Origin of the sequence: Kitasatospora sp. NPDC056181, assembly GCF_042266225.1 — a bacterium.
Lineage (GTDB): Bacteria > Actinomycetota > Actinomycetes > Streptomycetales > Streptomycetaceae > Kitasatospora.
Window position 1 is genome coordinate 1341 of the sequence record NZ_JBHJUK010000129.1, and the last position, 24105, is coordinate 25445.

Annotated in this window: 13 protein-coding genes; 7 read left to right on the forward strand and 6 right to left on the reverse strand. The window is 76.2% G+C overall.

Annotation, left to right across the window (positions count from 1 at the left end; genetic code table 11):
- Nucleotides 1-350: 350 nt before the first annotated feature.
- Nucleotides 351-3284 carry an AAA family ATPase gene (locus ACFC1F_RS33950; protein ID WP_376164173.1) on the forward strand — a complete coding sequence of 978 codons (2934 nt, stop codon included), beginning with the start codon at nt 351-353 and terminating at the stop codon, nt 3282-3284.
- Nucleotides 3285-3296: 12 nt separating this feature from the next.
- Here ACFC1F_RS33950 and ACFC1F_RS33955 read toward each other — a convergent pair whose 3' ends face one another.
- The gene (locus ACFC1F_RS33955) at nt 3297-6104 is read right to left on the reverse strand and encodes a BTAD domain-containing putative transcriptional regulator (protein ID WP_376164175.1); all 2808 of its coding nucleotides are present in this window, start codon (nt 6102-6104) and stop codon (nt 3297-3299) included.
- A gap of 141 nt (nt 6105-6245) precedes the next feature.
- On the opposite strand from ACFC1F_RS33955, the gene ACFC1F_RS33960 reads away from it, so the two are divergent.
- Nucleotides 6246-8120 carry a BTAD domain-containing putative transcriptional regulator gene (locus ACFC1F_RS33960; protein ID WP_376164177.1) on the forward strand — a complete coding sequence of 625 codons (1875 nt, stop codon included), beginning with the start codon at nt 6246-6248 and terminating at the stop codon, nt 8118-8120.
- Nucleotides 8121-8365: 245 nt separating this feature from the next.
- On the opposite strand, the gene ACFC1F_RS33965 is transcribed toward ACFC1F_RS33960, so the two are convergent.
- The 3 genes from ACFC1F_RS33965 to ACFC1F_RS33975 all read right to left on the reverse strand — a co-directional run bounded on the left by ACFC1F_RS33965 (nt 8366) and on the right by ACFC1F_RS33975 (nt 11908).
- Nucleotides 8366-9721, reverse strand: a complete 1356-nt coding sequence (locus tag ACFC1F_RS33965; RefSeq protein WP_376164179.1) for an MFS transporter — start codon at nt 9719-9721, stop codon at nt 8366-8368.
- A 4-nt stretch (nt 9722-9725) separates the two neighbouring features.
- On the reverse strand, nt 9726-10529 hold the full coding sequence (locus ACFC1F_RS33970; protein ID WP_376164181.1) for a GntR family transcriptional regulator: 804 nt from the start codon (nt 10527-10529) through the stop codon (nt 9726-9728).
- Nucleotides 10530-10699: 170 nt separating this feature from the next.
- A complete protein-coding gene (locus ACFC1F_RS33975; protein WP_376164183.1) occupies nt 10700-11908 on the reverse strand; it encodes an IS110 family transposase in 1209 nt (402 codons plus the stop codon).
- A gap of 386 nt (nt 11909-12294) precedes the next feature.
- On the opposite strand from ACFC1F_RS33975, the gene ACFC1F_RS33980 reads away from it, so the two are divergent.
- Nucleotides 12295-13293: a phospholipase gene (locus ACFC1F_RS33980; RefSeq protein ID WP_376164185.1), complete on the forward strand. Its 999-nt coding sequence runs from the start codon at nt 12295-12297 to the stop codon at nt 13291-13293.
- 139 nt (nt 13294-13432) lie between these two features.
- On the opposite strand, the gene ACFC1F_RS33985 is transcribed toward ACFC1F_RS33980, so the two are convergent.
- Nucleotides 13433-14341, reverse strand: coding sequence for a phytoene/squalene synthase family protein (locus ACFC1F_RS33985; RefSeq protein ID WP_376164187.1), 909 nt, complete (start codon nt 14339-14341; stop codon nt 13433-13435).
- A 322-nt stretch (nt 14342-14663) separates the two neighbouring features.
- On the opposite strand from ACFC1F_RS33985, the gene ACFC1F_RS33990 reads away from it, so the two are divergent.
- The 3 genes from ACFC1F_RS33990 to ACFC1F_RS34000 all read left to right on the forward strand — a co-directional run bounded on the left by ACFC1F_RS33990 (nt 14664) and on the right by ACFC1F_RS34000 (nt 21872).
- Nucleotides 14664-18014: an FtsX-like permease family protein gene (locus ACFC1F_RS33990; protein ID WP_376164189.1), complete on the forward strand. Its 3351-nt coding sequence runs from the start codon at nt 14664-14666 to the stop codon at nt 18012-18014.
- 106 nt (nt 18015-18120) lie between these two features.
- A complete protein-coding gene (locus ACFC1F_RS33995) occupies nt 18121-20955 on the forward strand; it encodes a hypothetical protein (protein WP_376164190.1) in 2835 nt (944 codons plus the stop codon).
- A gap of 44 nt (nt 20956-20999) precedes the next feature.
- Nucleotides 21000-21872 carry an ABC transporter ATP-binding protein gene (locus ACFC1F_RS34000; protein WP_376164196.1) on the forward strand — a complete coding sequence of 291 codons (873 nt, stop codon included), beginning with the start codon at nt 21000-21002 and terminating at the stop codon, nt 21870-21872.
- A gap of 232 nt (nt 21873-22104) precedes the next feature.
- On the opposite strand, the gene ACFC1F_RS34005 is transcribed toward ACFC1F_RS34000, so the two are convergent.
- Entirely contained in the window at nt 22105-23298 is a 1194-nt protein-coding gene (locus tag ACFC1F_RS34005) for an agmatine/peptidylarginine deiminase (protein WP_376164192.1), read from the reverse strand.
- A gap of 248 nt (nt 23299-23546) precedes the next feature.
- Between ACFC1F_RS34005 and tatA the strand changes: the two genes are divergently transcribed.
- Nucleotides 23547-23879 carry a Sec-independent protein translocase subunit TatA gene (gene tatA / locus ACFC1F_RS34010; protein ID WP_376164194.1) on the forward strand — a complete coding sequence of 111 codons (333 nt, stop codon included), beginning with the start codon at nt 23547-23549 and terminating at the stop codon, nt 23877-23879.
- Nucleotides 23880-24105 lie beyond the last annotated feature (226 nt).

Consider the following 24105-nt stretch of genomic DNA (forward strand, 5'->3'; position numbering starts at 1 on the left):
GTCGGCGAGCTGCCGAAGACCCGCTCCGGCAAGATCATGCGCCGCCTGCTGCGCGACATCGCCGAGGGCCGCGAGGTCGGCGACACCACCACGCTGGCCGACAGCACGGTGATGAACCTGATCCAGTCCCAGCTCCCGCCCGCGGGCAGCCAGGGCTGACACACCACCGCCGACGGCGGTGCACCGGGCGGCCACAACCACTCGGTGCACCGACAATTTATCGGGCGATTACAGGTGCCCGAAAGGATGCAGGTCCGGCCGGAGCGGGCGGGTCGTGACGACCCGCCCGGCCCGGCCGGTCAGCCGGCCACCGGCCGGTTCGGAAGACCGACCAGCACCCTTGAGCACCGATGCCTGATCTCTCCGCCGTGAAGTCCGCCCCCGCCACGACCCACTCCCGCGCCCGTGCCGCCGGCCCGGCCGCCGCCAGGCCGCGCCGCCGGTCCGACGACCCCCTGCTGATCGGCCGGGAGCGTGAACTCGAAGCACTGGACGGGCTGTTGCGTCAGGGCGCGGCGGACGGGACGGCCGTCCTGATCCAGGGCGAGTTCGGCACCGGCCGGACGGCGCTGCTCCGCGAGGCACTCGGGTGGGCCCGTCGCGACGGCGACACCGTCCTGTCGGCCTGGGCGGACCCGTCCGAGCAGGGGGCGGAACTCGGCGTCGCCCGCCAGCTCTTCGAACCGGCACTCGGCATCATCGGCGGCACCGGCGCCCCGCTCGCCGGTCCGGCGGCGCACGCCGCCGGACTCCTCTGGCCCGACCGGCCCGCGGCCCCGTCCACGCCCGCCGACGACCCGGCCGCCGCGACGCTGACCGGGCTGTACCGGCTGACCGCGCACCTCGCTGCCCGCGGCCGCCTCGTCATCGGCATCGACGACCTCCAGTGGGCCGACCGGGCCTCCCTGCGCTGGCTCCAGCACCTGCTCCGCCGGGCCGGTGAACTGCCGGTGGTCGTCATCGCCACCGTCGGCCCCGCACCGGCACCGGCCGACCCGGACGTCCTCGGCCGGCTGGCCCCGCTCTTCCGGCACCGGGTCGCACTGACCGCCCTCGACGCGGACTCCGTCGCCGCTGCCACCGCGGAGGTCCTCGGCGGGCCCGGCGACGACCACTTCCGCGAGGTCGTACGGACCACGACGGGCGGGAACCCGTTCCTGCTGCACACCCTGCTGCGCACGATCAAGGCCTCCGGGAACGGACCCGACCCGGAAACCGCGGCCCGGATCACCCGGTTCGTCCCGGCCGACGCGGGCCGCGCCCTCCACCCGCTCGTCACGACGGCAGGACCGCACACCCGGGACGTCGCCCAGGCGGTCGCGGTGCTCGGCGGCACCCCGGCCCTCGACGTGGTCTCCGCCGCCACCGGCCTGCCGGAGCCGGCCGTCCTGGACGCCGTGCACGCACTGGAGCGGACCGGCCTGATGCGCCGGACCGGGCACGCCGCCGCCTTCGCCTGCCCGATGATCGCGATCGCGCTCGCCGCCGACGTCATGCCCAGCATCCGGCAGGACGTGCACGTGCGCGCCGCCGAGCTGATGCTCGCCCAGGGCGCGCCCGCCGAGCAGACCGCCGTCCACGCCGTCCACGCGTCGCTGGGCCTGCCCTGGGTGCCCGAGGTGCTGGAGCGCGCCGCCGCGGAGGCGATCCGCACGGGCGCCGCCGACCGCGCGGCCGCGCTGCTGCGCCGGGCGCTGCGCGAGCCGCTGGAGGACGAGGTGCGGGCGACCCTGGTGATCCGGCTGGGGGAGGCGGGCCTCGCCCTCGACGTCCCGGAGGCGGTCCGCAACCTCTGGCTGGGGCTGGACCTGTCCCGCGATCCGGTCGAGCGGGCCGCCGCGGCGCGCCGCCTGGCCGGCGCACTGTTCGCCGTGGACCGCTACCCGGACGGACTGGCCGTGCTCGAACGCACCGCCGCCTCGCTGCGCGCGACCGACGCGGCCCTCGCGCTGCGGCTGGAGGTCGACCACGTCTACGCCGGTCTGCACGAGCTCGGGGCGGCACCCGGCGTGCTGCCCCGTCTGATGGACCTGCGGATCCAGGATGCGGCCGGCACCTCGGCCGAGCGCCCGCTGGCGGCACTGCTGGGCCTGCGCGCGATCATGCGCGGCGAATCGCCGGCCGAAGCCGTGACCCTGGTGCGGCAGGCGCTCACGCACGGGATGAACCCGGCGGACGACGAGTCCTTCGTCTACTCCGGCGCCGTGCTCCTCCTCGGCGCCACCGGGGAGACGGAACTGGCCCTCGACCACGCCGACGCGGCGGTGGAGCAGGCCAGGACCCGCGGCTCCGCCTTCACGCTCGCGCACAGCCGCATCATCCGGGCGGCCGTCTACGGCCAGCTCGGCCGCGTGCCGGACTGCCAGAGCGAGGCGGAGGCCGCCCTGGTGGCGCTCCGGGAGATCGGCGTCGGCCCGCGTCACAGCCACAGCGTCCTCGCGGCGGCCACCCTGGCCGACGCACTCGTCCTGCAGGGCCGGCTCGACGAGGCGCAGGCCGTCCTGGAACACGCCGGCCTGACCGCCGGCCTGAACGGCCACTGGATCAACGACTACGTCCACCTGGTCCGGGGCCGACTGCGGGCGGCCCAGGGCCGCCCGGAGGAGGCGCTCGCCGACTTCCGCGAGTGCGGCCGGCGGACCGAGGCCCGGGGCATGCGCTGCCCCTGGATCTACCCCTGGCGCTCCGAGGCCGCCCTCGTCCACGCGGCACTCGGCGAGCCCGAGCAGGCCCGGGCCCTGGCGGCGGAGGAACTGGAACTCGCCCGGCGGTGGGGCGTCCCCGAGGCCGTCGGCGCCGCCCGGCGCGCGCTCGCCCTCGCCACCGGCGGCCCGGAAGGGCTGGACCTGCTGCGCGAAGCCGTCCGGACGCTGGCCGGCACACCGGGCCGGGCCCGGCACGCCCAGGCCCTGGGCGACCTCGGTGCCCAGCTGCGCCGCGCCGGGCGGGTGGCGGAGGCCCGTGCGTGCCTCAAGGAGGCGGTCACCGCGGCCCACCGCTGCGGCGCCGCGCTGGTGGCCGATCGCGCGCTGGACGAACTCCGCGCGGCCGGTGACCGCCCCCGCACCCGGTCCTTCCACGGGCCGGCGGCGCTCACCCCGACCGAGCACCGGGTGGCCGGCCTGGCGGCCAAGGGCATGACCAACCGGGAGATCGCCCAGCACCTGTTCGTCGGCCTGCGCACGGTGGAGGTCCACCTGACCCACGTCTACGGCAAGCTCGGCATCGACGGCCGCCCCGGGCTGGCCGACGCACTCGCACCGTCGGACGAGCCCGGCCCGTAGGGCGTGTCTGCCCTAGACCTCGCCGCGGGTGCGGGCGAGCAGGTCGAGCGCCATGGTCTCGGTGTCCTGCCGGTACATCCGCCGGCTGGCCGTCACGGCCTGCTCGGCCCGCTCCGCCGCCTCGGCCGGCCGGCCCGCGTCCAGGTGGCAGTTGGCGAGATGCACCAGGGCCATCGGCTCGAACAGCAGGAAGCCGTGGGCGTCGGCCAGTGCCCGGCCCTGCTCGTGCAGCGAGATCGCGCGCTCGGTGTCGCCGAGGATCCGGGCCGCGCGCCCGTTCGAGTGCAGCGCGTAGACCTCGCCGAACGGATCGTCGACGGCCCGGAACAGGGCCAGGCTCCGCCGGGCCGCGGTATCGGCCGCCGCGGTGTCGCCGCACGCCAGGTGCCAGACGACGCTGGTGGCCAGGGCGTTGGCCTCGGTCCAGGTGCTGCCGCACTCGGCGGCCAGCCGGACCGTTTCCCCGTGCAGGACCAACGACTCGTCGGTGCGCCGCCGCAGGTGGGCGATCATGGCGCAGACGTTGAGGACTTCGGCCAGCACGGGCAGGTCCCGGCAGGCCCGGGCCTGCTCGGCCGCCCGGGCGGAGACCGGCTCGGCCTCGTCCAGCAGGCCCAGTTGCATCAGCCCGCCGCCGAGCATGTAGCCGGCCCGGCCTTCGGCCCGGGCGTCGCCGCAGTCGGCGGCCTGGCGCATCGTGCGGCGGCAGACGTCGAGGATCGCGCGCCACCGGAACCCGCTCTCCAGGTGCGGGTCGAGGGCGAGCATCAGGTCGGCGACGACGCGGTGGGCGCCGGAGATGTCGAGCGCCTGCTCGGAGAGGGAGAGGAGGTTCCCGCCCTCCTGGTTCAGCCAGTGGCGGCCGGCCGCGCGGTCGGGCCGCGTCAGGACCGGCGCCGTCACGGTCTCGAGGACGTCCGGCACGGCGTGGCCCGGACGCACGGCGCGGAAGGCGTGGGTCGCCGTTGCCACGGCCTGCTCGATCATCCGGAGGACGAGACCGGCGCGCACGGCCTCCGGGTCGAGCTGTTCGGCCCGGGCCTGCGCGAACAGGCGCAGCAGGTCGTGGTAGCGGTACCGGTCGGGGGCCGGGGACTCCAGCAGACCGGCGTGGACGAGGTCCTCCAGGACGTCCAGGGTGGCGTGTTCGGTCAGTTCCAGGGCCGCGGCGGCGGCCGGCAGGGACAGGTCGGCGGTCTGCGGGACGGCCAGCAACCGGAAGGCCTGCGCGGCGTCCGGCGTCAGCTGGTCGTAGCTGAGCTGGAAGCAGGCCTCGACGGCGAGGTCGTGCACGCTCAGTTCCGCCAGCCGCCGGCGCCGGTCGGCCAGCCGGGTCCCGATGGCGGCGAGCGACCACTCGGGGCGCAGGGCGCTGCGGGCGGCGACGATCCGGATGGCCAGCGGGAGGTGGCAGCAGGCCGCGAGCAGCTCACGGGCGGCGGCGGGCTCCGCCTGGACCCGTCGGCGGCCGGCGATCCGGGAGAGCAGTTCGAGCGACTCGTCCGGTTCCAGGACGTCCAGGTCCACGTGCCGGGTGGGGGCCAGTCCGAGCAGGCCCGAACGGCTCGTGACGAGGACGGCGCAGTGCTCGGATCCCGGCAGGAGCGGACGCAGCTGGGCGAGGTCGCGGGCGTCGTCCAGCACGACCAGGACGCGGCGCTGGGCGAGCAGCGACCGGTACAGCGCCGACCGCTCCTCGGGCTGCTCGGGGACGGCGCTCTCGGGCACGCCCAGCGACCGAAGGAAGTGGACCAGTACCGCGCCGGGGTCCATCGGGTCGGGGCGGGCGCCGCGCAGGTTGACGTAGAGCTGTCCGTCGGGGAAGCGGTGGCGGACCCGCCGGGCGACGTGGACCGCGAGAGCGGTCTTCCCGACGCCTCCCATGCCGGCCACCGCGACGATCGTCGGGGCGAACGCCGAGGGGGTCTCCACCAGGTGCACCAGGGAGCGGACCAGCTCGCGACGGCCCGTGAACTCCGAGGCGTCGGCGGGAAGCTGTTCGGCGACCGGACGGCTCTCCCGCTGCCCGGCGGCGCCCGGCGTGGCCGTCGCGCCCGGCGCGGCCGTCGCGGGGTCGCGTCGCAGGATCCGCTCGTGCAGGTCGCGCAGCGGAAGGGTCGGCTCGACCCCCAGCTCGGCATCCAGGGCGCGTCGGACGCGGCCGAACGCCGCCAGGGCCTCGGAGCGTCGGCCGGTGCGGTACAGCGCCGTCATCAGCAGCGCCGCGATCCCCTCGTGCAGCGGGAACCGTGCTGCGAGGCCGCCGAGTTCGTCCACCACCTCGCTGTGGCGGCCGAGCTCCAGGTCGAGTTCGAGGCGTTCGTGCAGGACGGTCAGGCGGTGCTGGGCGAGCCGTTCCCGCTGTCGTTCGGCATGGCCGCCGGGGATGTCGGCCAGCGGCGCACCCGTCTGGAGGTCCAGCGCCCGCTGCAGCCGCTCGGCCGCCGCGGCGGGGTCGCCCGCGGCGCGGAGCCGGGTGGCGTCCTGCGTCAGTTGCTGGAAGACCGTCAGATCCGTCGCGCCGGGCGCGAGCCGCAGGGCGTAGCCACCGCCGGCCGAGACCAGCACCCGCGGTGCGGTGCGGTCGTCCTCCAGCACGGAGCGCAGCTGGGAGACGTGGTTGCGGATCGCGGCGACGGCGTGGTTCGGCAGCGCCTCGCCCCACAGTCCGTCGATCAGCTCCTCGGTGGTGACGGCACGGCCCTCGGCGCCGGCGAGCATCGCCAGCACCGCCCGCCGCTGGGCCGGGCCGAGCGGGAGCTCGGCGTCGCCACGCCACGCCCGTACGGGGCCGAGCAGGGTTATTCGAATGCTGGTCATGCGTCTTCCGTCCGTCCGCTCTTGCTGTTCCCGCCCCGCGGCACGACAGCCGGGCGAGACGGGCCAACCTACCTGCTCCGCGAGGTGCGGACCGCCCCGGCGCGGGGCGGCGCGCCCGACGGACGTGGGAGAATTCCGCCGATGCCGGGGGAGGCGGGGGACATGGAGGGGCTGCGGATCTCCGTGCTCGGGCCGACGCGGGTCCGGTACGGCGGCCGGGACGTTGCCGCGGGTTCGGGGCAGCGTCAGGCGGTACTGGCGGTGCTGGCGCTGCGCACCGGGCAGGTGGTGACGGCCGACGAGCTGGCGCGCCTGGTCTGGGGGGAGAGCGCGCCTGCCTCCGTCGGCGCGGTGGTGCGCAACCACATCTCGAAGCTGCGGGCGGCGATCGTCGCCGCAGGGGGCGACGCGGCGGCGATCCTGGTGTCCCGGGGCGGCGGGTACGCCCTGGACCTCGCGGACGGTGCTCTGGACGCCGCGGAGTTCGACCGGCTGGTGGACGCGGGGGAGCGGCACCGGGCCGCCGGGGAGGCGTCGGCCGCGGCGCTCCGCCACCGCGAGGCACTGGCGCTGTGGACGGGCACCGCGCTCTCCGGACTGCCGGGCCCGTACGCCGGGCGGCAGCGCGAGCGGCTCGCCGGCCGGCGGCTGACCGTTCTCGAGAACTGTCTGGCCCTCGAACTCGACCTCGGCGGGCACGCGCGCCTGGTCGAGGAGCTGACCGTGCTGGTGGCGGAGCATCCGCTGCGCGAGGGCCTGCGGGGGTTGCTGATGACCGCCCTGTACCGCGCCGGGCGGCAGGCGGAGGCGCTGGAGGTGTTCGCCGACACCCGGAGGGTGCTGGCGGACGAGGTCGGCGCCGAGCCGGGCCCCGGCCTTCGACGGCTGCAGCGGCAGATCCTGTGCGCCGATCCCGGGCTTGCGCCGCCGGTGCCCGCCACGACGCCCGCGCCCGCCCCGGCGGGCACGACCGTGCCCGCAGCCGCGTCCGCGACTCCTGTCGCAGTCGCAGTCGCAGCCGCAGCCGCGTCTTCTGCCGCACCGCTTGTGCCTGCCCAACTTCCTGCCGGTGTGGGCGACTTCACCGGGCGTACGGCCGAGGTCGGGCTGGTCGCGAGCGCCCTCGTCGACCCCGGCCGGCCGGGCCCGGCGGTCGTGGTGGTCTCGGGGGCGGTGGGAGTCGGCAAGACCGCCCTCGCCGTCCGGGCCGCCGGGACCGTCCGTGCGGCCTTCGCCGACGGCCAGCTCTACGCGGAACTGCACGGCTCCGGGCGCGAGCCCGCCGAGCCCGCCGAGGTGCTGGCGGGCTTCCTGCGCGCGCTCGGCGTGCCCGCCGGGGAGATACCCGGGCGCGAGGCGGAGCGTGCGGAGCGTTACCGCACCCTCCTCGCCGGACGGCGGGTCCTGGTCGTGCTCGACGGCGCCCGGGACGAACGGCAGGTGCGCCGGCTCCTGCCGGGCGACCCGTCCTGCGCGGTGCTCGTCACGGCTCGCGCGCGACTGGGCGGGCTCGGCGCGTCGTCCGCCGTGCACCTGGGCCGGCTGGCGCCGGAGGAGTCGTTGGAGTTCCTGTCCGCGGTGGCCGGTCGCTCCCGCATCGCCGCCGAGCCGGCGGCGGCCGACGAGATCGTGGCGGCCTGCGGGCGGCTCCCGCTCGCCCTGCGCGTCGCGGCCACCAAGCTCGCGGCCCGGCCCGCCTGGAGCGTTGCGGCCGTCGCCGGCCGGTTGCGGGACGAGCACCGCCGGCTCGGCGAACTGCGCGTCGGGGGACTCGCCGTCGAGACCGAGCTCCGCCGCAACCACGAGCTGTTGCCGGAGGACCTCGTCGACGCCCTCCGGCGGCTCGCCGCCCTCCCGGTCTGCTCGGCACCGGAGGCGGCCGCCGCACTGGGCGTCCCGGAGCCCGCCGCAGGCCTGATCCTCGAACGGCTCACGGGGTCGGGGATGCTGGACTCCCCGGCCCCGGGCCGCTACGGCTTCCACGATCTGGTCCGGCTGTTCGCCCTGCCCGGCTGAGGAAGGGCGCCGGTACCGTCCCGCCGGGCGGACCACCCGCAGGGCCTCTGTCCGGCTCCGGCCGCCGGGCCGGGGCCGTTCCGTCGTGCCCGGCCGCGCGGCGCAGCCGTCCGGTGCGCGTCCCGGGTAACCGGGACCGCTGGGCGGCACCTTCACCGCCACCAACACCCCCGTGGGTGCCGTCGTCCGCGCCGTCCTGCCGCGCAGCCAGGCCGCCGGCTGATCCGTCACCGCCGGCTGATCTGTCACCGCCGGTCGGTCCGCCACCGGCTGGTCCGCCACGCGCCGACGAGCCGACGAGCGGGCGGGCCGGTGGCGGGGGACGGCGTGTCGGGCGGGCCGGGGCACGCGGGGCCGGGATCCTCCGCCTCCGGTGCCCCGCGCATGCGGCGAAGCGGTGAGGCGAAGCCGGGGACGAAGCTCAGCGTCATGCCGACCGCGCCGATCCACAGGGTGGTCCTCGCCCCCAGCGCGGCGCCCGCGGCTCCGCCCAGGACCGCGCCCACCGGCAGGCCGCAGCCGGACAGGAACCGGGTGGTCGCGCTCATCCGGCCGAGCATTCCGGCCGGGGTGAGCGCCTGTTGGACACTCGACTGGGCGACGACGCGGACGACGCCGCCCAGGGAGAGGGCCGCGAGCCCGACCGCCGCCACGGGGACGGTCCAGCCGGGGTGGGCCAACGGCATCAGGACCGTCGGCGGGCAGGTGAGGAGGGGCGCGAGCCAGCAGACGGGACCGGGTCCGAACCGCGCGGACAGGCGCCTCGCGCAGAGCGCACCCACCAGGGCGCCGCAGCCCATCCCCGACAGCACGAGGCCGATGCCGGCGGAGTCGAGGCCGAGCTCCCTGGGCAGCAGGACCAGCAGCATGGCCTGGTACACGGCCAGGAAGACGAGGAAGAACGCGTCCCCCAGCACGGTGGCGCGGACCACGGGGTTCACGAGGACGAACGTCAGGCCCTCCTTGACGTCGCGGAGCAGCGGGGGCCGTCCGGCGGGCTCCGGGCGCTGTTCACGCTTCCGGATTCCGGTCGCGAGGACTCCGGACACCGCCATCCCCAACGAGCTCGCCAGGAGCGCGGAAGGGGGTCCCGCCCAGCCGACCAGAGGGCCGGCCAGCGCCGGGCCGCCGATGCTGGTCACGGAGCGCACCGCCGAGATCTTCGCGTTCCCCTCGACGAGATCCCCGCGTCCCACCAGGTGCGGGACGTAGCTGACGTGCGCGGCGTCGAAGACGGCGGTCAGCGCCCCGTGGACCAGGGCCACCGCGAGGAGCCAGCCCACGGTGAGGAGGCCGGCCCACCACGCGATCGGTATCGTCGCGAGCGCCAGCGCCCGTACGAGGTCGGTGCTGATCATGACCGTCCGCTTCGGCACGCGGTCGACCCATGCGCCGGCCGGCAGTCCGGCCAGGAGCGAGCCCGTGGTGACCATGGCGGTCAGCAGCCCGACGTGGAGCTCGTCGGCGTCGAGGGCCGCGACGGCGACCAGCGGCAGTGCCAGGAACATGATGCGGTCGCCCAGTTGACCGGCGGCGGTCGCGGCGAGCAGGCGCCCGAAGTCGGGGTCGCGCACGAGTCCGGGGCGCGGAGACGAGGGCACGGGGTCACCGGCTCCCGGTGGTGGTCCGGCGTGCCGCGGGATCCGGCGGCACCGGGTGGTCGACGCCGAACTCGTAGACCACCTGCCGCCGTCCGTCCGGAATGACGATGTCGGCGGTCTCCACGGGGCGACCGCCGGTGTCGTAGATGGTCCGCTCGATCCGGAGGACCAGGTCCCCGGGGCTGATCCCGAGCAGGTGCGCCTGTTCCCGGGTGGCGCGGGCCGGGCGGGGCCGCTCGACCACGGTGCCGACCACCACGCCGATGGAGCGCATCCGCTCGACGACGCCCTTCCCCGCGTACGGTCCCGTCTCGGGGAGCACGACCGGCGTGCCGCCCGTGATGGCCATCGGCTCCCAGGAGCGGGAGAGTTGGACGGGGCGGCCGTCGGCGAGGAACTCGTAGTGCGTGGTGACGCAGGGATCCCCCGGGCGGATGCCGAGCCGCTCGGCGATGGCTCCGGTGGCCGGGACGCGCACCAGGCTGTGCGCGTCCCAGGCGTCGGCCCTGCCCCGGTCCTCCGTCCGGGCGGGGGGAGCGAAGCCGGCGCGGTGGTCGCGGTGCCGGGAGCGGACCGTCGGAAGGCGCTCGCACGGGATCCGGACGTAGGTGCCCGAACCCGCGCGTCCTTCCAACAGGCCCTCGACGATCAGGCGTTCCACGGCCCGCTGGGTGACGTTCCGTCCGACCCCGTACTCCTCGGCGAGCCTCGTCCGCGACGGCAGGCGGCTCCCGACTTCCCACTCTCCCGCCAGGACGCGTGTGCGCAGTGCGTCGCTCACGGCAAGGTACGGCGCCTCCCTGGGCAATGTGCTCCTCCGGTCGCTCTCCGGCCTGGTCGCTGGGTGGTGCCAGGCGGCGTCCACAAGCTATTCCACGGGCGGAAAGCTGCTGGAGTAGCAGCGCGCGCCCGGCCGGCGGAGGGGGCTGCGCCGGTGGCGGGGGGGTGCCTCTATGTCCTTCGTCAAGGCTGAAGGGGTCATGCGGGCACGGTTTCAGTGGTGCGGGTCTCGTAGAAGGTTCCGTCGCGGAGCATGGCGAACAGGACGCTGATGCGTTGGCGGGCGAGGCGGAGGAGCGCTTGGGTGTGGGTCTTGCCGCGGGCTCGCTGCCGGTCGTAGTAGGCCCGGGAGGCAGGGTCGTGCAGGGCGGCGAACGCGGAGAGGAACATGGCCCGTTTCAGGAGTCGGTTGCCGGTTCTCGGGGCGTGTTCGCCGTGGATGGAGGACCCGGAGGACCTGGTGGCGGGGGCAAGGCCGGCGTAGGAGGCCAGGTGGGCGGCGGTGGGGAAGCTGCTGCCATCGCCGACGGTGACCAGCAGGGCGGCGGCGGTCCTGATCCCGACTCCGGGCATCGAGGTCAGGACCTTCGAAAGAGGGTGGGCCTCCAACAGTTCGCCGATCTGGGCCTCGACGGTGCGTCGTTGTTCGTGGACGGCGGCGAGCGAGCGGGCCAGCGATGGCACGACCACGTCCAGGGTGGCGGTGCCCGGGACGACGACGGTCTGCTCGTCGAGCGCGTCGAAGATCTCGTCGACCAGGCGCTCGGCCATGCGCGGAGCCTTGGGGCGTATCAGGGTCACGAGTCTTCGGCGGCCGGCCTTGCGCAGGGCGGCGGGCGAGCCGTGGCGTTCCAGCAGGTAGGTGACGGCAGGGTGGTCCAGGCGGGGGCCGAGGACGCGCTCCAGCGAGGGGTGGAACTGGGTGAGCAGGCCGCGCAGGCGGTTGCTGGTGCGGGTGGCCTCGGCGGCGAGGTCCTGGTCGAAGCCGGTCAGGACGGTGAGCTGGGCGGCGGTCTCGTCGGCGAGTTCGAGGGCGCGCAGGGTGTGGGGCATGGTGCGGGCGGCGTCGGCGATCACGTGGGCGTCGCGGGCGTCGGTCTTGGCCTCGCCGGGGTAGAGGTCGGCGATCCGCCGCATCGCCAGTCCCGGCAGGTAGGCGACCTCGCAGCCGGCGTCGCGGGCCACGGTCAGGGGCAGGGCACCGATCGAGGCGGGCTGGTCGACGATGACCAGGACCCGGCCGAACTTGGCGATGAGCTTGTCGAAGACGGCCCGCAGTTTGGGTTCGCTGTTGGGCAGCCGCTTGTCGAAGACGGTCTTGCCGCTGGCGGTCAGGCCGTGGCCGTGGTGGTCGCCCTTGCCGACGTCCAGGCCGAGGAAGACCGCGATGTCACTGGTGTCGAGCACCGAACCCCCCGAGGGTCGTTCGCCGTCCTGGCCTCGCCCATCGGCACCGTTCGCGCGCATCCACGTTACGCAGACCCGACACCCGAAGGTGGCCGGGCATTGCGCTCGGCCGGGTGCCGGTCAGGCCTCTCATCAGCGGTCAGACGGTGCTCCGGGCCCGGTGACACCACCCCCCAGGTCATGCGATCGACAGGGGGCAACAGTCATGCCGGACCCGGAGGCCAGGAGCCCCGTTTCAGGGCCACCAAGAAGGTAACGGGGTGGGTGCCCGCGCCTTGCGGGGAACCGGGGACCGCTCCTGCCCGGATCCCGTGTCCATGTGCCGTTTGTCAACGTACAGTTGGCGAGGTTAGTGAGGTGTCCACGTCAGACAGTTGACAGAAGGAGTGCGTTTCTTGATCACTCACCTCAGGCACGGGGCCGGCCGGCGGATCCTGCCGGCGCTGGTGGCGGCGCTGTGCGGGATCATCGGAGCCCCCGCGCTCGGTACGACCCCGGCGGCGGCGGCCGACCAGCGTCACGCGGTCTACGCCATCGCGCACCGGGTCGACACCCTGGACGGCGTCGACGCCGCCCTCAAGCACGGCGCCAACGGCATCGAGATCGACGTCTGCGCCTGGTGGAACCCGAACGAATGGCGCGCCTACCACGACTGTTCCTCGGCCGGTGACTCCCGGCTGGGTCCCGGCTTCGACAGCATGATCGACCGCATCGTCTCCAACGCCAACGCGGGGCGCCGGCTGGCGCTGGTCTGGCTGGACATCAAGGACCCGAACTACTGCGGGGAGCAGCAGAACCGCGGGTGCAGCGTCGCCGGACTGCGCGACAAGGCGCAGCGGCTGACGGCCGCCGGGATCCAGGTGCTCTACGGGTTCTACGAGTACCACGGCGGCAACACCCCGGACGTGGGCGGCCGGGGCTGGCAGAGCCTGGAGGGCAGGCTCGGCGGCCTGGAGGGCATCACCACGACCGGGACCCGCGACCAGGTCCGGAACGCCTTCGACCGGTCCGGTTCCGGGTTCCCGGCCGGCCGGCGGGCGATGGACTACGGCGACAGCGACATCACCAAGGGGTTCGGCAACTGCACCGAGCCCACCTACAACACGTGCGCGGAACTGAAGAAGGGCGCCGCGGACCGCTCTGCGGGACAGCTCGCGGCCACGCTGTCCTGGACGACCACCTACAACGACCCGTGGTACGTCGACAAGTTGCTGGGCGACGCGCGCGTGGACGGCATCATCGCGGGCTACGGCGCCTTCACCGGCGTGCGCGAGTACGACGACAGCTGGCAGTGCGCCAACGCCGTCAACCTCGTCCGTGACTGGGTGAACCGTCACGGCGCGACCCACCGCATGGCCACCGGCGGGGACCGCCTGTTCAGGTAGCGGACCCCGTTGTTCCAGGCAGCGGACCCCGTCACCGCCCTGCGCCGCGCGGGCCGCTCCCGGACCGGACCAGGTCGTCCGGCCCGGGCGGTCCGCGCCGCGGGGGCCACCCGGGGCGCGGTCCGGCCCCGGGTGGCGCTCAGCGAAGGCGGCGCGCCCGGAGGTACTCGCGGCCGAGCAGGCGAAGGGCGGCGGGCTTGGCCGGGCCGGCCGAGCGGCGCAGCAGGGCGGGGATGTCGGCCCGGGCGGCCGCGCTGGTCAGCTCGTCCAGGCCGATCATGCAGCGGACCATGGGCCGGTGGGCGGCCGGGACGAGGTCGATCACGGCCCGGCCCTCGGCGAGGGTGCGGTCGACCTGGTCGAGCCGGTCGGTGACCATCGCCCGGACGGCCGGGAGGTTGCGGGCCTGCTCCAGGTCGGCACGGGTGACCCCGTACCGGTCCAGGTCCTGTGCGGGGATGGTCAGGCGGCCGTCGGCCAGGTCCTCGGCGAGGTCGCTGACGAAGTCGAGCCGCTGGCTGGCGTCGATGAAGGTGCGACAGGCGGCCCGGTAGGCCGTCTGGTCGCCCTCGGGGCCGAGCAGGGTGGCGACGACCATGAACGCGGGCAGCGAGTAGCCGTCCACGTAGTGCTGGTAGTCGGCCTCGGTGGCGAATCCGGCGAAGTCGAGGTCGGCGGTGGCTCCGGCGAGGTGCTCCGACGCACGGTCGCGCAGGGCGGGGTGCGCGGCGACGGTGTTCAGCAGCGGGCGCAGCTCGGGGTTGGCGGTCCCACCGGTCGCGAGGCCGTCGGCGGTCTCCCGCTCCCAGCGCGCGTACGCCGCCCTCCGCTCGTCGAGCGGGCCGCTGTCGAGCAGGCTGTCGGTGCGGTGCATGAAGGCGGTGGCCGCGATCACGTGCGGCACGAGCCGGGCCGGCAGGAGGAGTCCGGCGGCCAGTACCGCCTCCCGCTTGTACTGCGTGACCTGTCGGCGCTGGCGGCTGTAGTCGTCGCGCAGTCCCGGGTCGTCGATCCCGGCCGCGTCCAGCGCGCGCTCCCAGCTGCCCACGTGTGTTCGCCCTCTCCCTGGTCGGTGTTCCCCCGAGCCTAGACGGCGGCGGGTGGCGTCCGGGCAGGGGGCCGTGGGGCCCGGGGCGGCCCGTCGCGGGCGGCCGGGCCCTCGTTGCGCTTCCGGGCAGGGATCCCGCCCGGACGGGCAGCGGCGGACCGCCCCGGCGGTCCGTCCGGCCGCAGGAGCGGGCCGGGCGGGTCCACTGTTCGGATTGGTACAGACCACATGCGGTCCTTCGTGATAGAACCTCAACTCTGCGCCGCACGTGGCCCTGTGGTGCGCGCGCCGCCGGCGCGGTGGGTGCCGAGGGGAGCATGGGATGGTACTGGCGCGGGTGGGGCGCCGGGTCGGACGGCACGGTCTGGTGCCGGCGGCCGTGGCCCTGAGCATCGTGGTGGCGACGGCCGTGCTGTCCGCGGTGGCCGGGCTGGCCCAGTCGGCCACCACCGCGGGGGTGCGCCAGCGGCTCGCCGCCGACGCGGGCCGCTCGGTCGAGGTGTCCGCGCGCTGGACGGCGCAGGGCCTGCCCGCGGCCGACCGGGCGGTGCGCGTGGCGCTGGTCCGGGCGATGGCGGGCACCCCGTTCCGCACCGAGACCGCACTGCGCGCCTCGGACGCCGTCGACCTGCCGCTGCCGCCCGCCGGACGTCAGCGGGTCACCGACACCGTCCTCTCCGGACTCCCGGTGGCGCTGCCGGACCCCGGCCGCTACGCCCGGCTGCGCAGCGGCAGCTGGCCGGACGCGCCCGCCGCCGCGCCCGCCGCCGACGGCGGGCTGCGCGTCGCCCTCCCCGAGGCCGCCGCCGACCGGCTCGGCCTGGACAGCGGCGGCACCACGACCGTTCGCGACCTGGTCAGCGGCGCCCCGCTCAAGCTCACCGTGACCGGCGTCTACCGGCCCGACCCGGCCGCCGCAGCGGTCTGGGCCGGCCTCGGCGGTGCCGACGGCGCGGGCCGCGCCCCGATGCTCGTCGACGGCACCCAGCTGACCGGGCTGGCGGCCTTCAGCGGCCACACGCTGGCCGTCTGGCTGGCCCTGCCCGACACCGACCGGCTGAGCCTGTCCGGAGTCGTGGCGCTGCGCGACCGGGTGGCCGCCCTCGCCGCCGGCGACGGCACCCGCTCGGTGTACCGCGGCGCCGCCCCGGCGCTGGCCGAGACCACGGTGCGCAGCGGACTGCCCGCGGCGGTCGACGGCCAGGTCGTGCCGGCCCTCACGGTCAAGGCCGAGATCGCCGTCCCGCTGTCCCTGCTGGCCGTACTCGCCGCAACGGTCCTGGTGCTGACGGCACGCGGGCTCGCCGACGCGGTCGCCGGCGAGCAGGCCCTGCAGCGCTCCCGGGGAGCCGGCTCGCTACGGCTGCTCGCGGTGGCGACCGCCGAGTGGGCGGCGGCCGCGCTGCCGGCGGCGGCCTGCGGGCTGCTGCTGGCCGAGCCGCTGCTCGCCGCCGTCCTGCGCGGCGCCGGGGTGCACGGCCTGGCCGCGGACGACGGCCGGACCGCCTGGTGGACCGCGGGGTTCGTCCTCGTGGTGCAGAACGCCGCCCTGCTGCTGCCGCTCGCCCGGCGGGCCTGGAGCGCGGGCGCCCAGGGGGCGCTGCGACGGCGCCGGCCGCGGCGGCCGGGACTGCAGCGGGCGGGCGCGGACCTGGCGCTGCTCGCCCTGGCGGTCCTCGGCTTCCTCCAACTTCGACACTACCGGGGCGTGGTGGTCGCGGGCGGCGGATTCGACTCCCGGGTCGACCCGGTGCTGGTGCTCGCCCCGGCGGCCATGGCCGTGGCGGGCGCGGCGCTGCTGCTACGGGTACTGCCGCCGGTCGGACGACTGCTGGAGCGGACGGCCGGCCGGGCCCGCGGGTTGGTCCTCGCCCTGGGCGCCTGGCGGCTGAGCCGCGACGCCGGCCGCCAGGCGGTCCCGGTCCTGGTCACGCTGCTGGCAGTGGGGTGCGGCAGCCTGGCCGCCGGGGTGCTGGCCGCGCTGCCGGCCGGCGACCGCGACCGGGCCGCCTTCGCGGTCGGCTCCGACCTGCGGCTGTCCGGGGTCTCCGGCGCGCCCGCGCAGCGGCACACCACGCTCGCGGCACTGCCCGGCGTCACCGGGCTCACCCCGGTGGCCGAACAGTCGGCCTTCGTGGGAAGCGGGGTGGTGCAGACGGTCGCCGTCGACACCTCGGCCGCCGCGGCCTCCGGCAGACTGCCCGCACTGGGCCCGGACCAGGACGGCCGCCGGGCCCCGGCGCTGCTGGCGCCGCTCACCACCGTCCCCGCGCAGGGTCTCCCGGTGCCGGGCGAGCCGACCGCGCTGGAGGTGACCGTCCAGGCCGCCGCCGACCAGCCGCTCCCGGAGAGCGGCCTGCTCCTGCTGCTCTGGATCCGGGACTCCGACGGGCTGACCGACCGGCTGGAGGTCCGGCTGCCGGCCGACGGCCGCCCGCACACCCTGACCGTGGACCTGGCCGAGAACGGGCGGCGCGCCTACCCGCTGACGCTCAGCCGGCTCGGCGTCCACTTCCCCGGCGACCTGACCCGGCGCACCACCCTCGACCTGCGCCTGCCGCGGATCGGCGCCGTCGCCGGCGGACAGCGGACCGACCTCGCGCTCCCGCCGGGGCAGGCCTGGTTCCGCTCCGGCACGGGCCCCGCCGACCCGGCCACGCTCGGCTGCCCCGGCAGCGGACGGGCCCCGGAGGCCGGGGCCGCCCCGCAGCCCGGCGGCGACGGCGACGGCGGGCAGGCCGCGGCCTGCAGCTGGGAGAGCGGCGGTCCCGACCTGCTGCACACCGTGCTGCGCTCCCCGGAGCCGTCGGGCACCCCGGACCCCGCCGGCCTGGACGCGGCCTTCGTGGCGCTGCCCGGGACCGGTACCGGGTCGCCCACGCCCCCCACCCTGCCCGCGCTCGCCGACCGCGCGTTGCTCGACGCCGTGAACGCCAAGGTCGGCGACACGATCCAACTCAACTGGGAGCACGGCGCGCAGAACGCCCAGAAGGTCCGGATCACCGGGGAGACCGACGTCCTGCCCGGCTACGACCGGCGCCACGGCCACCTGCTGCTGGACCTGCGCGCGCTCGCCGCCAACCGGGCGCTCACCGGTCTGGCGCCGCCCGCCGACGTCCACTGGTGGCTGACCAGCGACGACCCGGCGGCCACCCGGGCCGCCGCCGACGGCCACGCCGGGTTCGGCCGGGTGCAGAGCGTCCCGCAGGCCGCCGACGGCCTGGCGAACGACCCGTTCCGGGCCGGCCTGCGCTGCGCCTGGCTGCTGGTCGTGGTCACCGCGCCGCTCATCGCGGTGACCGCCCTGACCCTGCACACGGTGGGCGCCGTCCGGGCCCGCCGACGGGAGTTCGCGGTCCTGCGCGCGCTGGGCGTGAAGCGCGGCGAGCTGAGCGCCCTGCTGCGCGCCGAACAGGTGGTGGTGACCGCGGTACCGGTGCTGTTGGGCGGCCTGCTGGGCCTGTTGCTGGCGGCCCTGCTGCTGCCGCTCGTCGTGCTGGACGACGGCTCGAACCCGGTCTTCCCGGCTCTGACCGCCGCCCCGGGCCGGCCCGCCGCGGTGCTCACGGTGCTGGCCGTCGGTCTGCTGCTGGCCCCGGCGGTGCTGGTCCTCACCCGGCTGCTGGCCCGGGTCGACCTGGTCCGGGCCCTGCGCGCGGGGGAGGACGGATGAGCCAGGCCCGCGGGGAACGGCCGATGAGCCCGGCGTCGGGGCGGCCGCGTTCGGCCGGGCGCCGCGGCCGGCGCGAGGACCGACGTTCCGACGGGGGGAGCCCCACATGCTGACACTGCGTCTGATCCGGCGCGAGGCGCAGGTCGCCTGGCCGGTCGCGGTCGTGCTCGCGCTGCTCGCCGTGCTGCTCACGGCGATCCCGCTGAGCTGGCCCCCGCGGGCCGACCGGCTGGCGGCCGGCGCGCTCGCGGACCGGGTGGCCCGCGCCCAGCTGTCCGGCCCGCTGATCGCCGCCGGCACCAGCACCACTCCGCTGCCGAACATGCCGCGGCTGCCCGGCGGCAGGCTCGACCAGGAGCTGGACCGGGTCGGCAACGGGCTGCGCGCCGCAGCCGCCCCGCGGCTGGCCTCCGTGCTCGGCAGGCCGCAGGGCCGCGTCACCACCGCCGATGCGACGGCGGTGGGGCCCGGACTGCCCACCCCCTACGGCCGGGCGCCACGGGTCAGCCTGGCCTACGCCCAGCCCGACGGTCCGGGCGGGCCGGTCCAGTACGTGCAGGGCCGTGCACCGCGGCAGCCGGCGGCCGACCGGGGCACGCCGCCCGCGGAGCCGGCCCCGATCGAGGTCGCGGTCTCCGAAGCGACCCGGGAGAGACTCGGTCTGACGGTCAATCAGCAGTTCGACCTGTGGGGTTCGGGCTGGGCCACCCCGGTGCTGCTGGTCGGCGTCTTCCGCACCGACCAGGGTGCCGGCCGGCTCTGGCAGCAGTTCCCGCTGCTGGTCGAGCCGATGACCGCGATGGAGGTCACCGGCCAGGAGCTGAACGGCCAACTGCTGACCAGCGCCGGCGGGATCGAGCAGACCGCGAGCCGCGGCACCGTGCCGCTCCAGCTCGCCTGGGACCTGCCGGTGGCCACCGACCGCTCCGGGCCCGCCGCCACCCCGTCCGCGATCGCCGAACTGCGCTCCGCCATCGCCGGACTGCGCGCCGCCGCCACGACCCGGCTGTGCGGGGCCGAGTCCGACGAGGCCTGCCTGGTGGCCGGCCAGCTGGTGCCCTCGGTCGGCCTCGCCGACCGCCTCACCGCGGAGCTGGACGCCTTCACCGCCCAACAGCTGCGCACCGGGCAGCTCCAGGGCTTCGCGCTCGCCGGAGTGCTCGCGGTGGTGGTGGCCACCGCCGTGGCCGCCGCGCGGCTCGGAGCCCGTCGCCGCGCCGGAGCCTTCGCGCTCCAACTCTCCCGTGGCGCAGGACTGTCCGGGATCGCGGGCCGGCTGCTGGCGGAGGCCGCGGTGGCGGTCGGCGCCGGCGTCGCCGTGGGCTGGGCGATCGGCCGCGCGCTCGCGCCGCCGGGCGCCGCCCTGGGGTCCCCGATCCCGGTCCTGGTCGCCGCCCTGCTGGTCTGGTGCGCGCCGGCCGCGGTCCTGCTCGCCTCCGCCGGGCGGACCCGGCCCGTGCCGCGCTCGCGCCGCCTCGTCCTGGAGGCCGTGGTGCTGCTGCCGGCCGTCGGCGGGCTTCTCGCGCTGCGCGCCCGCGGTGCCTTCGCCGGCTCCGGCGTCGACCTCCAACTCGCCCTGACGCCGGTCCTTCTGGCGCTCGTCGTGGTACTCGCCCTGATCCGCCTGCTGCCCCTCGTACTGCTCCCGGCCGCCGGCTGGGCCCGCCGCCTGCGGGGCCCGGTCCCGCTGGTGGCGCTCGCCCGGGCCGGCACGCACAGTGGCGCGGCCGCCCTCGCCCTGCTGGTGCTGGTGCTGGCAACGGGCTACGGGGTCTTCGGCGGCATGGTCTCGCGCGCTCTCGCCGACAGCCGCGCGCAGACCGCCGACTGGCGCACCGGCGGGGCACCGGCCGCCCTGGTCGGGCCACGCGACCGGCTGCCCGGCGACCTCTCGCAGGCCCGCACCGTGGGCCACCAGGTGACCGTCACCGGCGCGGCCGGCGAACTCACGTCGCAGGACGACGGCACCACCGTCCAGGGCGCCCAACTCGTCGGACTGGACGCCGCCGCACTGGGCGCCGCCGATCCGTCCTCCCCGGTGGCCCGCGCCCTGCTGGCCGCCGACGAGGTGAACGCACCCGTCGGGCAGGCCGGTGAGAACGGCGCCCCGCCCGTGCTCACCGCGCTGGCCGACCCCGGCCTGGCAGCCCGCTTCCCGGACGGCCTCTTCGAGGTGGCCGCGCTGGGCATGAGCCGCTCCCTGGTCCAGCTGGTCGGCGCCCTGCCCGACGAGGCGCTGCGCGACCCGGTGCTCGGGCCGGTGCTCGGCGACGGGCCGCGGCCCCGCGCGCTGCTGCTGTTCACCGGCCCGTCCGCGAAGCGCCTGCCCGTGCAGAACGGCCATCCGTCCGCGGTCCTGCTCTACCCGGCCGCCGGCGGACCGCGCCTGGACCCGGCCGCGGTGCGGACCGCCGCCGCCGTGCAGCTCGCCCCCACCGGTGCGACCGGGCCCAGGGTCGAACTCCGCGACCGGGACGAGGAGTTCAACGCGCTGCGCTCGGACGGGCTGATCCGTTCGGTCGAGCTCGCCTTCCGGGTCACCACCGGGCTCGGGCTGCTGCTCGGACTCGGCGCGGTCGCCCTGGAACTGCTGCTCAGTGCAGCCGAACGCGCCCGCACCACCTCCTACCTGCGCACCCTGGGGCTCGGCCGCCGCGCGGTGCTCGGCCTGCAACTGCTCCAAGTGCTGCCGCTGCTGGTGGCCGCGGCGGTCGGCGGCACCGCACTGGGCCTGCTGCTGCCCGGGGCGCTCGGCCCCGGCCTGCGGCTCGGGGCGCTCACCGGCGGGCCGTTCGAGCCCGCCACACACATCGACTGGACGACCACCACGGTGCTCGGCGTCGCGTTGGCCGTGCTGGTGCTGACGGCCGCCGCGCTGGAGGCGGCGATCAGCCGCCGACGCGGACTGGGAGCCGTGCTACGACTGGGGGAGGCAGTGTGACCGTCCGTCCGACCGAAAGCCCCGAGGCCGGGACCGACCGGCCCATGGTGGCCTGCGAGAGCCTCGTGCGGATCTACCGCACCGGCGCGACCGGCCGCGGCGGGGTCGAGGTGCAGGCCCTCCAGGGGCTCGACCTGACCGTCCGGGAGGGCGAGCTGCTGGCCCTGGTCGGCGCCTCCGGCTCCGGCAAGTCCACCCTGCTCGGCATCCTGGCCGGCCTGGACACCCCCAGCGCCGGCACCGCGGTGGTGGCCGGTGTCGACCTGGGCGCGCTCAAGCGGCGCGAGCGGACGGCCTACCGGCGCCGGACCGTCGGGGTGGTCCAGCAGCAGACCGCGCGCAACCTGCTGCCCTACCTGACGGCGCGCGAGAACGTCCAGCTGCCGATGGGGTACGCCGGCGTCCCGCGCCGCCGCCGCGCCGCCCGGGCGATGGAACTGCTCGACCTGATGGGCATCGCCCGGGCCGCCGACCGCACCCCCGCCACGCTCTCCGGCGGTGAGCAGCAGAGGGTGGCCATCGCCGTCGCGCTGGCCAACCGACCGCGGCTGCTGCTCGCCGACGAGCCCACCGGCGAACTGGACACCGCCACCTCGGAGGAGGTCTTCGGCACCCTGCGCACCGCCAACCGGGAGCTGGGCACCACCGTGCTGATCGTCACCCACGACGCGCTGGTGGCCGACCAGGTCCGCCGCACGGTACGGATCCGCGACGGGCGCACCTCCACCGAGGTGCTGCGCCACACGGCCGCCGCCGGCCGGGACGGCGCGCTCGTCGCCGAGGAGTACACCGTGCTGGACCGGGTCGGCCGGCTCCAACTGCCGCGCGAGTTCACCGAGTCGCTGGGCCTGGCGCACCGCGTGCGGCTGGTCCTGGAACGCGACCACATCGCGGTCTGGCCCGACCGCGAACGCTAGCGGTGCCCTGCCGGGGCCCGAGCGGCGGCCGGCCGCCGGCCCGCCCTCGGAGGGGAGGGCGGTCGCGTTCGGTGGGGGTCAGTCGCACGGTTCCCCCCGGTCGGTGCCGGTGGGGGCGGGGTCGTACGGGCCCATGGCCTCAGGGCTCCTCGGGTCCGGACCGGTACGCGGGTCCGGGTGCGTGCCGGGGGCTCTGCTGAAGGGCTCGGCCGGGGGTGGTGCGCGGGCGGGGTCAGCCGGCCGGCTGGTCGTGGGTGGCGCAGTGGATGCCGCCGCCGCCGGACGCGATGGTGTCGATGCCGAGGGGGACGATCTCGCGGCCCGGGAAGTGGTCGCGGAAGACGTCCTGGGCGTGGTCGTCGGCCCGGGGATCGCCGAACAGGGGCAGGTAGACGCCCTTGTTGCCGATGTAGAAGTTCATGTAGGAGGAGACGAAGGAGTCGCCGCGACCGGTGATCTTGTCCGGGTCCGGCTGGTCGATCTCGACCACCTTCAGCTTCCTGCCGGTGGCGTCGACGGCCTCGGCGAGGACGGAGCGGGCCTGGTCGGCCGAGCGGGACCAGACGTCCGCCGGAGTGCCGGGGAAGGCCCGGTCGAGGAAGACCACGCCGGGGGCGGCGAAGCGGGCCAGGCAGTCGACGTGGGCGTCCGTGATGTCCTTGCCCCGCACGCCGGCGAGCCAGATCACCCTGCTGACGCCGAGGGCCCGCTTCAGCTCCTCCTCGACCTGGTCGCGGGTCCTGCCGGGGTTGCGGTTGTCGTTGACGACGGAGCTCTCGGTGACCATGAGGGTGCCCTGGCCGTCGGTCTCGAAGGAGCCGCCCTCCGCGGTGAGCGGGGTCTCGACGCGCTCGATGCCGTACTTGTCGAGCACCGCCCGGGCGATGCGGGCGTCGTTGGCGTGCTCCTGCTTGCCGCCCCAGCCGCTGAAGTTGAAGTCGACGCCCTTGACCTTGCCGCCCTCCTCCACGAACACCGGCACGGTGTCGCGGGCCCACAGGTCGTCGACCGGGACGGAGAGCAGTTCGACGTCCGATCCGCAGGCGTTGCGGGCCGTGGCCTCCTGGCCGGGCCGGACGAGCAGGACGACCGGTTCGCGCTGGCCGATAGCCCGGGCCACCTCGGCGATGTCCTTGCGGACGGCCCCGAGCTGGCCGCCCCAGACGTTCTCGGAGGCGGGCCAGGCCATGAAGGTCCGCTCGTGCTTCTCCCACTCGGCGCCGAGCCTGCGCCCCCGCGCGGGGGCGGCCGGCGACTCCGTCGGAGCGGCGGACGGCTGCCCGGGGGCGCCGGAGGGCGCGGTCGCCGGATCGGCGGGGTCGTCGGCCTCGGCGCCGGCGGCGCAGGCGGTCGCGCCGAGCGCGATCACACCGGCGCCGGCGAGGGAGCGCAGCACCGTGCGGCGTGCGAGAGGGGTCTGGGACACGGTGTTCTCCGGTGGTGCTGGGGGGTGGATCGGCTTCGGCGGAGGGGACGGGCTCCGAGGGGGAGCGGTCCGCGCAGGGACGACGGCGGGCGGAGAGGACACCCGGCCCACCGGAAGCGCCGGACCTGAACCATCGCATTGACTGAAAAATCAGTCAAGCCGTACGGTGAAGTGGCGAGAACCCGACACGATCTGCGCCGCCGAGCGCGCAGGGTCGGCAACGACGACGAGAGGCCGGTGAGGCAGAGGTGCTGCGCAATGGTCTGGAGCCCTGGCACGTCCTGGTGATGGTGGCCGTCCTGGTGCTGCTCTTCGGTTCCAAGAAGCTGCCCGACATGGCGCGCGGCCTGGGGAAGTCGATGCGCATCCTCAAGGCCGAGACGGCGGCCATGCGGGAGGGGGACCCTCCGGCCGAGGGGACGGCCGCCGAGGCGGTCCGGCCCCCGGCCGCGACGGCCGGCGAACCCGCGACGGTCGCTGGACCTGCTTCGGCTGCCGGGCCCGCTTCGGCCGGCGGACCCGCGACGGCTGCCGGACCTGCTTCGACGACCGGGGCCGCCCGGCAGCAGCGGCCGTCCTGAGGGTGGCCGGCCCGTAGGCGGGGCCTGCGCCGAACACGTCGAGGGCCGTTGCCCCGCCATCCGGTGGAGCAACGGCCCTCGACGTGCGGCGGGCCGCGCCCCCCCCCCGCGGGTCAGCCGCCGGTCGCCCACCGCCGTGACCTCCGGCACCGACCCGCCCAGGGCCCCCGGGTAGGGGTGCCGGGGGGCGGTGGCGAGCCGGTCGGCGGGCAGGGCCTCGACGATG